General features: G+C 62.4%; 14 protein-coding genes and 1 tRNA gene. 8 read left to right on the top strand and 7 right to left on the bottom strand.

Features of this window, described 5'->3' with window-relative positions:
• Positions 1–365 precede the first annotated feature (365 nt).
• Positions 366–2393, bottom strand: a complete 2028-nt coding sequence (locus OK352_RS12625) for an HNH endonuclease signature motif containing protein (protein WP_265141838.1) — start codon at positions 2391–2393, stop codon at positions 366–368.
• A 490-nt stretch (positions 2394–2883) separates the two neighbouring features.
• On the opposite strand from OK352_RS12625, the gene rpmB reads away from it, so the two are divergent.
• The 5 genes from rpmB to OK352_RS12600 all read left to right on the top strand — a co-directional run bounded on the left by rpmB (position 2884) and on the right by OK352_RS12600 (position 6328).
• Positions 2884–3120: a 50S ribosomal protein L28 gene (gene rpmB, locus OK352_RS12620; RefSeq protein WP_018188988.1), complete on the top strand. Its 237-nt coding sequence runs from the start codon at positions 2884–2886 to the stop codon at positions 3118–3120.
• Positions 3120–3287 carry a 50S ribosomal protein L33 gene (gene rpmG, locus OK352_RS12615; RefSeq protein ID WP_098406719.1) on the top strand — a complete coding sequence of 56 codons (168 nt, stop codon included), beginning with the start codon at positions 3120–3122 and terminating at the stop codon, positions 3285–3287. Before rpmB ends, rpmG begins: the two co-directional genes overlap by 1 nt.
• A gap of 4 nt (positions 3288–3291) precedes the next feature.
• Positions 3292–3597 carry a 30S ribosomal protein S14 gene (gene rpsN / locus OK352_RS12610; RefSeq protein ID WP_265141837.1) on the top strand — a complete coding sequence of 102 codons (306 nt, stop codon included), beginning with the start codon at positions 3292–3294 and terminating at the stop codon, positions 3595–3597.
• 274 nt (positions 3598–3871) lie between these two features.
• The gene (locus OK352_RS12605) at positions 3872–4159 is read left to right on the top strand and encodes an HU family DNA-binding protein (protein WP_265141836.1); all 288 of its coding nucleotides are present in this window, start codon (positions 3872–3874) and stop codon (positions 4157–4159) included.
• Between the two features lie 150 nt (positions 4160–4309).
• Positions 4310–6328, top strand: coding sequence for a bifunctional copper resistance protein CopD/cytochrome c oxidase assembly protein (locus OK352_RS12600; protein WP_265141835.1), 2019 nt, complete (start codon positions 4310–4312; stop codon positions 6326–6328).
• Between the two features lie 170 nt (positions 6329–6498).
• Here the strand turns inward: OK352_RS12600 and OK352_RS12595 are convergent, their stop codons facing one another.
• Positions 6499–7632: a hypothetical protein gene (locus OK352_RS12595; protein WP_265141834.1), complete on the bottom strand. Its 1134-nt coding sequence runs from the start codon at positions 7630–7632 to the stop codon at positions 6499–6501.
• Positions 7633–7738: 106 nt separating this feature from the next.
• On the opposite strand from OK352_RS12595, the gene OK352_RS12590 reads away from it, so the two are divergent.
• Positions 7739–9052 carry an ATP-dependent DNA helicase gene (locus tag OK352_RS12590; RefSeq protein ID WP_265141833.1) on the top strand — a complete coding sequence of 438 codons (1314 nt, stop codon included), beginning with the start codon at positions 7739–7741 and terminating at the stop codon, positions 9050–9052.
• A 63-nt stretch (positions 9053–9115) separates the two neighbouring features.
• Here the strand turns inward: OK352_RS12590 and OK352_RS12585 are convergent, their stop codons facing one another.
• Both OK352_RS12585 and OK352_RS12580 read right to left on the bottom strand, forming a co-directional pair.
• The gene (locus OK352_RS12585; protein WP_265141832.1) at positions 9116–9760 is read right to left on the bottom strand and encodes a biliverdin-producing heme oxygenase; all 645 of its coding nucleotides are present in this window, start codon (positions 9758–9760) and stop codon (positions 9116–9118) included.
• Positions 9761–9822: 62 nt separating this feature from the next.
• A complete protein-coding gene (locus OK352_RS12580) occupies positions 9823–10149 on the bottom strand; it encodes a DUF2470 domain-containing protein (RefSeq protein ID WP_265141831.1) in 327 nt (108 codons plus the stop codon).
• A 159-nt stretch (positions 10150–10308) separates the two neighbouring features.
• On the opposite strand from OK352_RS12580, the gene OK352_RS12575 reads away from it, so the two are divergent.
• On the top strand, positions 10309–11577 hold the full coding sequence (locus OK352_RS12575; RefSeq protein ID WP_265142031.1) for a serine hydrolase domain-containing protein: 1269 nt from the start codon (positions 10309–10311) through the stop codon (positions 11575–11577).
• A gap of 57 nt (positions 11578–11634) precedes the next feature.
• On the top strand, positions 11635–12162 hold the full coding sequence (locus OK352_RS12570) for a DinB family protein (RefSeq protein ID WP_265141830.1): 528 nt from the start codon (positions 11635–11637) through the stop codon (positions 12160–12162).
• Positions 12163–12200: 38 nt separating this feature from the next.
• Here OK352_RS12570 and OK352_RS12565 read toward each other — a convergent pair whose 3' ends face one another.
• The 3 genes from OK352_RS12565 to OK352_RS12555 form a co-directional block, all read right to left on the bottom strand.
• Positions 12201–12530, bottom strand: a complete 330-nt coding sequence (locus OK352_RS12565; RefSeq protein WP_265141829.1) for a cupin domain-containing protein — start codon at positions 12528–12530, stop codon at positions 12201–12203.
• A 144-nt stretch (positions 12531–12674) separates the two neighbouring features.
• Positions 12675–12983: a hypothetical protein gene (locus tag OK352_RS12560; protein WP_265141828.1), complete on the bottom strand. Its 309-nt coding sequence runs from the start codon at positions 12981–12983 to the stop codon at positions 12675–12677.
• A 170-nt stretch (positions 12984–13153) separates the two neighbouring features.
• A tRNA-Gly gene (locus OK352_RS12555) sits at positions 13154–13227 on the bottom strand.
• Between the last annotated feature and the right edge of the window lie 41 nt (positions 13228–13268).

Below are 13268 nucleotides of genomic sequence, written 5' to 3'. Positions count from 1 at the left end.
TTGTCTGTGGGCCATCACGATCTCCGGGTCCTGCTTATTGCTCTCAGTCTGGGACACGCTTATTGTTCACAGGCTGGTCGCCATTGATCTCTGAGCAGCCCGAATTGACTGAGAATCGTGTCGAGCCGTCGAGCCGTCGAGCCGTCGAGCCGTCGAGCCGTCGAGCCGTCGAGCCGTCGAGCCGTCGAGCTGTCGAACCATGGAGCCGTGTTGTCGTGTTGTCGTGTTGCCAGGCGTCGCCATGCAGTGTTACCCGCCCAGATTGCAGCCTTCGTTCGAGCTGCAGCTGTCGTTCGGGCAGAGTCCAGCGCCCGAGTGCCTTTCCTCGGTATCCCGGTTTCGGGAGTCGGCTGGGTGCCCGGTATTTAGAAGGGCGGCGTGTTGGGGAATCCCTCCTGAGCAGCACGTGTACCAAAACCAGTCTCGGCAGGGGCGCCGCCGATGGTGCCATTCCCGTCGGATTCTGTCGCCCGGGCCTCGTCGTCGGTCGTCGTGTCGCCGGTCGTGTCGTTCTCTGTGTTGACGTGCACGAATTGGACGTTTGAGGTGCGGGGGACCCGGTATGTGTGTCCGAGGGGTGAGATCCACTGGATGTGTCCGTTATCGGCGAGGTGTGCCTGCCACTGGGTGTGGTGTCGGATCATGTGGTGCTGTTCGCAGACGGATTGCAGGTTGGCGTAGCTGGTTTCACCACCGTCTTGCCATTCGTGCCGGTGATCCAGATCGCAGGACGTGGCGGACCGGTCGCAACCGATCCCGATGCAGGTTTCGTCGCGGAGCTGGACGGCGCGCTTCAGGTCTGCCGGAACGGCGTAACTGTCGCGTCCGACGGAGAGCACGGCTCCGGTCTCCGGGTGGGTGAGCAACCGGGTGAAGCTTGGTGCCTGAGCGGCGAGGATCCGTGCGGTTTCGGGGTCGATGGGGCCGTATCCGTCCAAATGCGCCGGTTCATCGCTTTTCCCGAGCAGAGTCATGACGGGGACGGTGACATACACGGTCGGCCGGATTCCGCCGAGTCGGTCCGCTCCCACACCTGACGGTCCGACGCCGGGCTTGTGCGTCGCGTCGATGGTGAAGCCGGTCATGATGGCGTCGATGAGGGTGTCGGTCTCGATCTGGGCCAGGGTGCGGTCATCTCCTGCCGCTTTCAACGCCCGAGCTGTGTGTCGTGCGGCGTTGTGCAGGCTCTGCACGATCTCGATCGGAGCATGCACCGCGAGAGTTCCCATGCCGTCCTGGGCGGGGTAGCAGTCCACTCGCCGGTTCTTGACGGCGTCGGTGCGGCGTCGCGCGATCGTTTCCGGAAACAATCCCTCCCGGATCGACACAACGGCGCGGGAAAACTGTGTTGGTGATTGCCCGATCGCTTTCGGCAACGCCGCCTGCTCAAACATCGCAATTGCGTCTCCATCGAGGGTGATGGCTTGCCGGATCATCGCCTGTGTGTGCTGCCGGGTAATCCGGCCGTCCTCGAGGGCATCAAGTGTCGCGGGCAGGTCCTCGCAGAGGATTTCGGCGTCCTGAACAAGCCCGGCGGCATGGTTTTTCGTGACCCCGATCGCGGCACCGATCTCTTGCGCCAATGAGGACCGCACCCACCCTTCGGTCTCTGCGCTGAGAGTTGCCGGGGTGCTGTCTGCGGGCAGGACAGCGAAGATCCCCGGGTGGGCCAGGGCGTCCTGCAGCATGGCATAGATGCCACGCAACCGTGAGGCTTCGGCCGCCGCGATCAATTGTGAGTCGTCAACGACACCGGCAAGCCGAGAACGCAACATATCTGCCGCAGACGCATCTTCTGCGCCGTCAGCATCTGCACCTGTATCTGCACCTGCGTCTGCACCTGCGTCTGCGTCTGCATCAGCGTCTGCTTCTTCTTCAGACTGGGCCTCCGCATCAGCAGTATCGGTGTCGGTTTCGGTGTCGGTCTCGATGTCAGCGTCGGCTTTGGCGACGAGACTTTCATCGTCGGTAACGGAGGCGCCTGAGGCACCAGCTATCTCGGTACCGGTGTTGCTGCCGCCAGCCCCTGGCTCGGCACTCTCTGGTGCACTGGCTTTGTCCGCCGTGACTGAATCGTCAGCAGCAGCAGCATCAGCAGCGGTGCCACCATCAGCATTAGTATCGGCCTCGGCCGCTGCGCCGACGCCAGTGCTCGTGGTGGAATCACCAGCGTTGGCGTGGTCGATGGCAGCGGCATCGGAACCAGTGGTGTCAGAGTCGGTCTCAGTATCTTCGACGGCCTCGGCATATGCAGAGTCGCCGCGAGCAGGACCACCCGCACCAGCATCCCGAGCCTTACCCGACGACGGCGGCGGTTGATACTCTTTTCTGTCTTGCCCCTCCCAAGTCCCGACATCTGCAGGATCCGGAGGGGTATCCCTGAATTCATCCATGCCCCAATTTTGCCACCGACCACCGACACTTGTTCGATAAAACGAGCGACTGTGGATAACTAAGTTTCGAAGATAAATACGAGCTAATCTGTGGAAAACCACACCCTCGGAGTCAGACCCGCATAGTCAGGCATTCGTTGCCGCAGACGCCATGCGCAGCTTGGTTGGGGTGGGTGCAGTAGCCTCCGCGGTTCAGCGGGGGCATTCGTGTGCACTCGCCAGTTGTATGAGCCGTCGGAGAAAGGTGCAGCACTGGCTGGCGTGGCTTGCCGGCACTCAACTCGACATGGACTGACCTGACCGATCGCCCGATGCATGGCGCCTCTCGGACCTGAGCCCACAGTGGGCACATAATCGCTGTGATAGAGTAGCTCGTTGGCTGATCGGACTCTCTCGACCGATCACGCCGCGTATCGCCTCACTGAGGCCGGTATGCCGACAAGAGATCTTGGGCAGAGCATCCGCTCTGCGGTACTGAAGGAGACCAATTATGGCAGCAGTGTGCCAGGTGACTGGAGCCGTTCCCGGCTTCGGACACAACATCTCGCACTCGCACCGACGCACCAAGCGTCGTTTCGACCCGAACATCCAGAAGAAGACCTACTACGTTCCGTCGCTGCGACGTAACGTGACGCTCACACTGAGCGCCAAGGGCATCAAGGTCATCGACGCACGCGGCATCGAGTCCGTCGTCAAGGACCTTCTCGCACGTGGGGAGAAGATCTAATGGCCAAGGCACAAGACGTCCGCCCGATCATCAAGCTGCGTTCGACGGCAGGCACCGGATTCACGTACGTGACCCGCAAGAACCGCCGCAACAACCCAGACCGACTCGTGCTGAAGAAGTATGACCCCGTCGTCCGCAAGCACGTTGACTTCCGCGAGGAGCGATAAGCATATGGCTAAGAAGAGCAAAATCGCGCGCAACGAGCAGCGTAAGTTGGTCGTCGCACGCTACGAAGAGAAGCGTCGTGAGCTGAAGAAGGCTCTCGTTGACCCGAACGGCACCGACGAGTCGCGTGAAGCGGCCCGTGTGGGGCTCCAGAAGCTCCCGCGCAACGCGTCCCCGGTCCGTGTTCGCAACCGCGACTCGATCGACGGACGCCCGCGTGGACACCTCAAGGCATTCGGCATTTCACGTGTCCGTTTCCGCGAGATGGCACACCGTGGCGAGCTGCCCGGCGTGACCAAGTCGAGCTGGTAAAACACCGTTCTTCGAAAAGGGCATCGGCATTCGTGCCGGTGCCCTTTTCTCTGCCCGGAATCACAGGCGACAACCCGAAAAAACACAGTTTTCAGGGCAAATCGGGCGATTTTGCGCGACACGCCCCTTGAAAGTGCCCGAAAACCCGCAGAAATCCGCGAAATGACGCGGTTCTCTGTTACATTCATCGAGTCACAGAACCTCGGTGATGACTCGTCACAGGGGGCCGAAAACCGCGTGATTCACGCAGCAAACGTCCGAGGAGGACAACTCAATGGCTGATAAGTCGCTCAACAAGACCGAGCTCGTCGCGAAGATCGCCTCGTCGACCGGCCAGAGCCAGGCTGCCGTCGGTGGCGTGCTCGACGCGCTGTTCGCTGAGCTTGCTGACGCTGTCAGCAGCGGCGTCAAGGTTTCGATCCCCGGTTGGCTCGCCGTCGAGCGCACCGACCGTGCTGCTCGCACCGGACGCAACCCGCAGACTGGCGAGACCATCAACATTCCGGCTGGCCACTCGGTGAAGGTTACCGCTGGCTCGAAGCTCAAGGCAGCTGTCAAGTAGCATCCAGTTCACAGAAGGGGCGCCGTGCTGAGCACGGCGCCCCTTCTGCATGATCGCGTGTCTCCAGGGGCAGCACGCAGGCACGCAGGGCAGCACACAGACACACAAGGCGGCACGCAGACACTCAGGTCTTCCGCGTAATCTTGTAACGTGAACCGTTCCCTGCGCATTCTCGGCCCTTCCGTGCTGCTTGCCATGGCACTGCTCGCCGTCTTCGCAGGACTCGCGATCGGCGGGGGAGCGAGCGCCCCCGCGATCGGCGACCCCGGCACTGTCGTACGGTTCGGACTTCCGATTACGAAACTGCTCGTCAACCTGAGCGTCGGCGTCACGCTCGGCACACTCGTGATCGCTCTCTTCGCTCTCGATTCCACGCGGCCGGCATATACACGCGCGTTGGACATCGCCGCGGGTGCCGCTGGTGTCTACACCGTGGCGTCAGCAGCAACGGCTTTCTACACGTTCATGAGCATCACGGGAACCCAGTTCTCATTCGGCAACGACTTCGGCCAGAAACTCGCCGTGTTCTTCACAGACGTCGAAGTTGGGCAAGCCTGGCTCATCACCACGTTGATCGCGGCATCCGTGACCGTGTTGTGCTTTGCCGTGCGCAATCAGACGGGCCTCTTCTTCGTCGGCGTCCTGGCACTGGCTTCCCTCATTCCGATGGCCGAACAAGGCCACGCTGCCGGTGCCGCCAACCACGCTCAAGCGGTCAACGGACTGGGCCTGCACCTCGTCTTCGCCGCAGTCTGGGTCGGCGGGCTGCTTGCGCTTATTCTGCTCAAGCGTGAGCTCGGAGCTGTTGAGCTCACGCAAGTGCTGAGCCGGTATTCATCGGTCGCCCTTATCTGCTTCATTGTCGTCGCCGTGTCCGGCTACGTGAGCGCACAGCTGCGCATTGGAGCGTGGTCTGAGCTCCTGACACCCTACGGGCTCCTCGTGCTGCTCAAAATCGCCGCTCTCGTCGCCCTGGGCCTCTTCGGGGCCATGTACCGCCGCTGGGTGATCAACCGGATGCCGCAGCCCGGCGCAGCCGCGCAGGGCGTCGTGTCGAAAGCCGCACGGTCGAGGACCCGCCTGTTCTGGATACTGGCCGCCACCGAGATTGGATTCATGGGGCTCGCGTCGGGCTTCGCTGCTGCGCTCGCGCGGACGGCGACCCCTGTGCCGCAGGAGGCGCCTCAAGAGGGCACGCCAGCGATCCTGCTCACCGGGGACCCGCTCCCGCCGCCTGTGCAGCCCTCCAGCTTTGTCACGGGGTGGGACATCGACCTGATCTGGTTGCTGGTGTGCGGCTTCGGCATCTTCTTCTATCTCGCGGGTGTCTACCGGCTGCACAAGCGCGGCGATAAGTGGTCGGTGCTTCGCACCATTTCATGGGTTGCGGGCCTTCTCCTGCTGTTCTACTTCACGTCAGGTGCGACAAATCTGTACCAGCGCTACATGTTCAGCCTGCACATGCTGGGGCATATGGGGCTCACGATGGCGGTTCCGGCGCTGCTGGTGCCTGGCGCACCGTTCACCCTTGCTCTGCGCGCGCTGCACAAGCGCACGGATGGTTCGCGCGGGCCACGCGAGTGGGTGCTCACCTTCGTGCACGCGAAGATCTCAACGTTCCTCAGCCACGGGGTGATCGCGGCGATTCTGTTCGCCGGCTCGCTCTGGGTCTTCTACTTCTCGCCGCTGCTGCGCTGGGCGATGGAAGAGCACATCGGCCACGAATGGATGATCGCGCACTTCTTGATCACCGGCTACTTGTTCGTCAACGCGCTCATCGGCGTCGACCCTGGCCCTCCGCGCCTCGGCTATCCGATGAGGCTTCTGCTGTTGATGGCGACCATGGCGATGCACGCCTTCTTCGGAATCACCATCATGATGAGCACAGGACTGTTCGCCGCCGACTGGTTCGGGGCAATGGGGCGCACGTGGGGCCCCACTCCGCTCGAAGACCAGTACATCGGCGGGGGAATCGCGTGGAGCGTCGGCGAGATACCGACGATCGTTCTCGCCATAATCGTGGCGGTGCAATGGGCGAAATCAGACACCCGTGAGCAAAATCGCAACGATCGATCCGAGGAGCGAACGGACGATGCCAAGCTGCGCGCTTACAACGAGCAGCTGGCGAAGCTCGCGGCGAGGGACGACGCCGACAAAGACAAGGTCTGAGGCGGATGCTGTGGCCGGCGGTTCTGCCGGTGTGTTGAGTCATGCGTGGCCGGGGCATTGCTTGCCAGACGTGGCAGGATGCCGCGTGATTGACGCAGTGCCGGCAATCAGATGCGCGACTCTGTGCAAGACCCTGGCCGTCCCGTCAGAGCGTAGTCGGATGCTTCGCGTCAGCCTTCGTCTTTGTCACCGTCGTCATCACCATTGCTCGACGTCTCTTTTGTCAAGAGCTGCGCCGTCACCGTGCCGTCTGAGAAGAGGTAGACGTTGCCGAACGCCTTGAACGGAACCTCTTCGGTGACCTCGTCGATCGAGCCGTCGGCGAGGGACTGGATCGAGACATCGATCGTTGCCGCCGCGTCAGTGTTCGGGATCTCCCAGGAGTTGCTCCCCGGAACAAGGGAGATCTCTGGGTACGTCGAGATGCTCCACTCCGGCTCGCCGGACACGCGGTCACTCACCTCGTACCCGAAGGGGCAGCCCGTCGGCTGCAGAATGACCTGTGTCGCGCACTCATCGAGCTGGGCGTTGAACTGCTCTTGCGCCGCATCGATGAACTCGTCTGTCGGCTCAGCGTCAACGCTGGCCTCTTCCACCTGGCCCGGAGAATCGGCGAACACCTCGTCGGGGTCGGCCGTGAGGTAGTCGGTGTCGACGCCGAACTCATAGTTTCCCGGCGTGAAGATCAGCACATTGACGATGTTGTCGAACGCAGCATCCGTGTCCTTGGGCGCCACCTGACGCGTGTCGAAATCTGCACCGTTCATTGAGAACTGCGTGGTGTGGTTGACGCTGAGGTTCACGGCGGCGAGCGGGCTCGTCGCGAACTCCCAGTGGCCGAAGAGACCGCCGACCTTCGTCAGGTCGAAGACGGCGGTTCCCTCGGAATCGCCGATCGCGAAGTCATACGTCACCTGATGTGTGCCGTCGTCGAGCGTGGTCTCAGAGACGAATTCTGCGTCAGTCACCGGTGAGATCACAGAGTTGCGCAGAAGCTTGTCTGAGGCGTTCTCGGGCAGTCCGGCAGACTTCAGTTCGCCTCCGGACAGCTTGACGCCGGGAACATCGAGAGCGGATGCCGCGTCGCCACGTTCGAGAGCGTCCAGGTATTGGGTCACGGTGCCACGCGCGCCGTAGACGGTGCGCTGCAGCGAGCCGACGGCGCTTGCCGCAGCCCCGAGGAACATCACACCGACGATGACCCAGATGATGATGAACCGGGTGCGCGCGGGATCAGACGGGCGCGGCGTCTGCTGCGGGGCCGGAGGCATGGACTGCGGCTGAGCTGGAGGTACCTGGTTCACAGAGGCCATCCTAAGGCAGGAGCGCCCGAAGATCGACGGGTACTCCTGCCCGTCGCCTATCATGGTGGGGGTCTTCCCGCTACCGAAAAGAGTGCAGCACCCCACTATGTCCGATTTTGCCCTCGCGCCCGAGCAGCAGGCAGTCTTCGACCTCATCGAGAAGACCCGCGACCACATCTTCGTGACGGGCAGGGCGGGTACCGGAAAGTCGACGCTGCTGAACGAGCTGGCCTGGCGCACAGACAAGCAGCTTGTGATCGCCGCACCGACGGGAGTGGCGGCGCTCAACGTCGGCGGCCAGACCATTCATTCTCTGTTCCGTCTGCCGATCGGCGTGATCGCCGACAGCGACATTGAGCAGAACGACGCGGTGCGCAAACTGCTGAACACGATCGAGACTCTCGTGATCGATGAGGTGTCGATGGTCAATGCCGACCTCATGGATGCCATCGACCGCAGCCTTCGCCAGGCGCGGCAGCGCCCGTCTGAGTCATTCGGCGGTGTGCAGATCGTGTTGTTCGGCGACCCGTACCAGCTGGCTCCAGTGCCCGGTGACCCGGAAGAGCGCGCGTATTTCGCTGACACCTACCGGTCGATGTGGTTCTTCGACGCGAAGGTCTGGCTCGACGCCCCGCTCACGATCGTTGAGCTCACCGAGATCCACCGGCAGCATGACGTTGAATTCAAGCGGATACTGAATGCCGTCCGTCACGGTCGGGTCACAGCCGATATCGCCGAGAAGCTCAATTCGACCGGTGCGCGGAAACCGCCCGAAGACGGCACGATCACTCTGGCGTCGCGGAACGACAGCGTCAATCGGATCAACAATGCGGCACTCGCCCGCCTTCCGGGCCGTGCCCTCAGCGCCAAGGCCGAGATCACGGGGGATTTCGGCGGACGCGCGTACCCGGCGGAGGAGACCCTTGAGCTCAAAGAGGGAGCTCAGGTGATGTTCCTGCGCAACGATGGCGCGAACGACGGGGGCCCGCGGTGGGTGAACGGCACGATCGGCACGGTCACTAAGATCACCTCAACCGTGTTCGTCGAGGTCGACGGCGAAGAGCACGAGGTTGAACCCGCCACGTGGGAGAAGTACCGGTATTCGTACTCGCCGCTCACGAAGCGGCTGAAGCGTGAGATCGTCGCCGAGTTCGAGCAGTTTCCGCTGCGCCTTGCCTGGGCCGTCACGATTCACAAGTCGCAAGGCAAGACCTATGATCGCGCCATCGTCGACCTCGGCAGCCGTGCTTTCAGCCCCGGCCAGACCTACGTCGCTCTCAGCCGCCTGACGTCCCTCGACGGGCTCTATCTGTCACGGCCACTGCGCCCGAGCGACATCATCGTCGACCGAGACGTGCAGCGCTTCATGGCGAACGTCACGCGCGTGGCGGGTGCGGATGCTGCGCCAGCAGCGCGCTGACGGCAGCAGTGCTGTGAACGCGGTCAGGTCGCACCGTGGGTGTGATGAACACCGTATGAGGGGTCAGGCAGCTTCTGCCTTCGCACGGTCGAGGTCGGTGAAAAGGTCTGAGTTGAAGCGGTAGGCGACGAGCGTTTCGTCGACCATGCGCTCGCGCTCGATGTCGTTCCACGGGGCTGCGTCGAGCAGCATCCGGTAATTCTCCTTGAACGCGTCAAGATCGTCGATCTGGTCAAACGCGTAGAACTCGACGCCTCGGGTGTTGAATCCGAAGTGCCGCTTCATGAGCCGCGCGATGAACTGCCCGCCGGAGAGATCGCCGAGATAGCGCGTGTAGTGGTGAGCGACAAAGCCTGTGGGCCACGCCGCCGTCTCACGGATGCGATCGGCATAGGCGGCCGTCGTGGGAAGCGGCGTGATCTCGTCACGCCACCCGACACCGACAAGGTGCTCGAGGTCACGTTCGAGCGCCTCGCGACGCAGGAGCTCCGGCGCGAGAAACGGCGCGGCCACCGGGTCATCGGCCAGCGTCTCGGCCACGCTCTCGAGAGCGTCGTAGATGAACCAGTGCTGCACCGAAAGCGCCGTGTAGTCCTCCCGCGTTCCCTGCCCCTTCATGAGATCGCGCATGAACGAGGCGCCTTCGCTGTCAGAGTGCGAGGTGCGCGTGCGCTCAGCCAGCTGGGCAGAGAATCGGGTGTCGGTCATGGTGCTCCGTCAGGGAATTGCGAATAAGGGTAGCCTAATCATACCTACGCGACCCTCCCGTGTCACGAGGTTTCTGCACCGTCGTTGGCGTCACTGTTGTTCGTGTCGCCGAGGCGCGCGACGGCAGCGCGGTGGAGTTCGACGACGGCGCGACGCACGTCGGGGCGCTCGACCACCTCGGTCGGCCACGGGATGCGCGTGGCGACGTGCTGCCCGGCAGCATCCGTGTACTCCCAGTCCCCACCGTCGCCATCGAATCCCACCATCACGACATTCGAGGCGGCCGGGTCGGCGAACGCGTGAACGATTGTGTGGTTGTCGGCGACGTGGTCACCGTTCATGTGGTTGAGGACCGCGCTGATCACCTGCGGGTCGAAATGCTGCGTCATACGGACAGTCAACCAGGGAAGTCCCGAAGTGTGCCAGGGCAATGAGTCGAAAGCACTCCGTGCCTGAGTACTTTTTCTTCGCCTGGCTGAGCGCAGCGTACGGGTTCATATCAGGCTTAATGGTTAGAATCCAGCAAGAACTCTGGGGGAGGTCTGTTGGTGAGAAACTTTGGGCACCATTCGCGTCTCGCGACAGCGATCGTCGTTCTCGGCGTGAGTGCTCTGGCATTGACGGCGTGTTCGGGGGAATCCGCGCCAGCCATCACATTGCCGCCGCAGGCCGACGCGAAACTGCCGGACGAGACGGCGACGCTTGTTGATGACGCCGTGGCGCACGCGATTGAAGCGTCGGCATCAACCGGTGCGATCGTCGGAATCTGGGCTCCCTGGGCAGGCAAGAGCCTTGACGGTTATGGCGTCACCGAGATCGACGGCAAGACCGAGGTGACGGCCGACATGGCATTCCGCATCGGCGCCAACACCCGGCCGATGACCTGTGCTGTGCTTCTGAAGCTCGCCGACGAGGGCGTCGTCGCCGTGGACGACAAAGTCTCGGAGTACCTGCCAAATCTCGTCGGCACCAAAGGCTTGACACTCGAGCACCTGTGCCAGGGAACATCGGGACTCGGTGGATACCGCGCAAACCTCGATGCCACGTTCATCCAGAACCCGGAACGCGTCTGGAGTCCCAACGAACTGTATAACGACGGCATGGCGACACACGAGGCGACGCCGGGCGAGTCATTCTCAGACGCCGACACCGGATACGTTCTGCTGGGGCAGGCGCTGGAATCCGCGACGGGCAAAACGTTCGCTGAACTGTACGACACCTACATCTTCACGCCGCTGGGTCTCGAGAACTCGCTCCTCCCGGCTCCGACGGAGGTTGAGCTGCCCGACACCTCCTTGCACAGTTACGAGTCTCTGAAAGTCGGTGGCAAGCTGCAGTGCGATGCGCCGCACGATGAGTCGAGGCTGTCGTCGTCCATGGGATACACATCGGCGGGCGTCGTAGCGACGGCTGACGACCTGCACGCCTTTGCACAGGCATTTGCCCAGAACGAGTTGTTCTCAGACGACGCGGCGAAGCACCAGGAAGAAACGCGCCCGATCAGCGACAAGGCGGCCTCCTGGATCCAATACGGGTTCGGCACGTACCACTACGGCCCGCTCTACGGTCAGGCCGGTGACGTGCCCGGGTTCATCACGGCAACACTGAGTGACCCAGTATCCGGACTCACTGTCGTCGTCATGCTCAACAATTCGACTGCGGGCGGCAGCCTTGCGCTCTCACTCGCTATGCAGCTCGCGTCGTACGCATCGAAGCTTCCTGCCGCGAAAGGACAGAAAGCGCCCTCGATCGATCTGCCGTGGTCGGCCGAGCAAATGAACGAGCAGGTCAGCGACAGCGCTGTCTGTCAGAGCTGAGTGTTCGGAAACTGACGTACATCCGCACGACGCCGGTATTCCCCTTAGGGTTGATGTATGCCCATCATCCCTGACACCAAAGACTGGACGTGGGTGCTCAGCCGCCCCTGCACCGAATGCGGCTTCGATGCGCGTTCGGTGACGTTGTCGGAGGTGGGCGACTACGCGCGCGCCAACGCCGGGATCTGGGCAGACGTTCTCGAGCGAGCTGACGTACGGCAGCGCCCAGACGATAACACCTGGTCGCCTCTCGAGTACGCCTGCCACGTGCGTGACGTACACACGCTGTTCGCTGAGCGGCTCGTGCTCACCATGACCCAGAATGATCCGGTCTTCCCCGACTGGAACCAGGACGAGGCGGCGGTTGCTGGCCGGTATGCGGAGCAGGACCCGTCTCTCGTGCTGCGAGATCTCACGGATGCTGCATTCGCAGCCGCGGAGGCGTTTGACGGTGTTCCCGACTCCGTCGCCGATCGCACGGGGAAGCGCGGCGATGGGGCGCCGTTCACGATCGAGACCCTCGGCCAGTACTACGTGCACGACCTCGTGCACCATGCATGGGACGTCACGCACGACCGAGACTGAGTGGTTGTTGCGTGACGTTGCGTGACGGCGGTGAGCGGCTACTTCTTCGCGACGGTGAGCAGGAACACCGAGTCTTCAAGCGCGTGCACGTTATGGGTTTCGGCGGGAACGATGATGAGGTCGCCCTTCCAACCGGTCCATGACGCATCGGCGGTCGTCAGCTCGATGCGCCCGCTGATGACGTACACGGTGGCGTCGCCCGGGCTCTCGTGATCGCCCATCTTGACGCCTTCACGCAGTGCGACGAGCGTCTGCCGCAGCGTGTGTTCGCGTCCGCCGAAGACAGTCTTGGCGCTGCGTCCGCTTGAGCTGCTCTGGGCATGCTCAAGTTCGTGACGCGCGAGAGCGGTGAGCGACGTCTTCTGCACGGTGAACCTCCCGGTGATCAGTCACTCCAGTGTGCCGCAGATCGATCTCAGATCACACCGGCGCGGTGACTGGGGAGCCTCAGACGAGGCTCCCGCCGCCCGTGCGCGAAGGGTTCGCGTGCACTGATTCCACCACCGTTCTCATTACATACACAACCGATCGATTTGGGCAAGAGCCCATTGCGGGGTGAGCAACTGCAGTGAGGTGTGCGTTCGGTCCTCGAACACACGCTGTTTCTTGAGTTCTTTGTTTCCTTCGAATGTGAAGGTCTTCTCTGACGGCATCGTGAGAAAGTACGTGCACCAGCATCCGCCGAATATTCCGTTGTGTCGTTCGCAGAGACGCTCAAACATGTCCCACGTCTCGGCAGTGAGCGGGGCGATCGCAAAGCTGCCCGCGGAGCCTGTCGAAACGTCTCCGTCGCCGTCTCGATCCGTGTTTTGGGCGTTCACGCCAGCAGTTTAATTCGCCGTCGGTGTTGTGTCGATGGTCGTGTGATCTCTGGCTCGCACGTGGCTGTCATCACCGCCTTTGGAGATGCCACTGAGCCGGCTCTCTGAGTTTCGTGGACATCACACGATGGCCGCCGGGACGAAACACATGAGCTGTCACTCACGTCATGTGGAGGGGATGACGGGAATCGAACCCGCGCTGTCAGCTTGGGAAGCTGAAGTTCTACCATTGAACTACATCCCCACGCGCCACAAGGGCACCACGTCATCTTAGCAACATCTGAC

Source organism: Microbacterium sp. MPKO10 (genome assembly GCF_026107415.2).
GTDB lineage: Bacteria > Actinomycetota > Actinomycetes > Actinomycetales > Microbacteriaceae > Paramicrobacterium.
This window is presented reverse-complemented; position numbering and strand designations above follow the sequence as displayed.

What these genes read in the sequence shown, in the direction of transcription:
- OK352_RS12625 (WP_265141838.1), bottom strand. Translation starts at nt 2,393, where the DNA reads ATGGATGAATTCAGGGATACCCCTCCGGATCCTGCAGATGTCGGGACT.
- rpmB (WP_018188988.1), top strand. Translation starts at nt 2,884, where the DNA reads ATGGCAGCAGTGTGCCAGGTGACTGGAGCCGTTCCCGGCTTCGGACAC.
- rpmG (WP_098406719.1), top strand. Translation starts at nt 3,120, where the DNA reads ATGGCCAAGGCACAAGACGTCCGCCCGATCATCAAGCTGCGTTCGACG.
- rpsN (WP_265141837.1), top strand. Translation starts at nt 3,292, where the DNA reads ATGGCTAAGAAGAGCAAAATCGCGCGCAACGAGCAGCGTAAGTTGGTC.
- OK352_RS12605 (WP_265141836.1), top strand. Translation starts at nt 3,872, where the DNA reads ATGGCTGATAAGTCGCTCAACAAGACCGAGCTCGTCGCGAAGATCGCC.
- OK352_RS12590 (WP_265141833.1), top strand. Translation starts at nt 7,739, where the DNA reads ATGTCCGATTTTGCCCTCGCGCCCGAGCAGCAGGCAGTCTTCGACCTC.
- OK352_RS12585 (WP_265141832.1), bottom strand. Translation starts at nt 9,760, where the DNA reads ATGACCGACACCCGATTCTCTGCCCAGCTGGCTGAGCGCACGCGCACC.
- OK352_RS12580 (WP_265141831.1), bottom strand. Translation starts at nt 10,149, where the DNA reads ATGACGCAGCATTTCGACCCGCAGGTGATCAGCGCGGTCCTCAACCAC.
- OK352_RS12570 (WP_265141830.1), top strand. Translation starts at nt 11,635, where the DNA reads ATGCCCATCATCCCTGACACCAAAGACTGGACGTGGGTGCTCAGCCGC.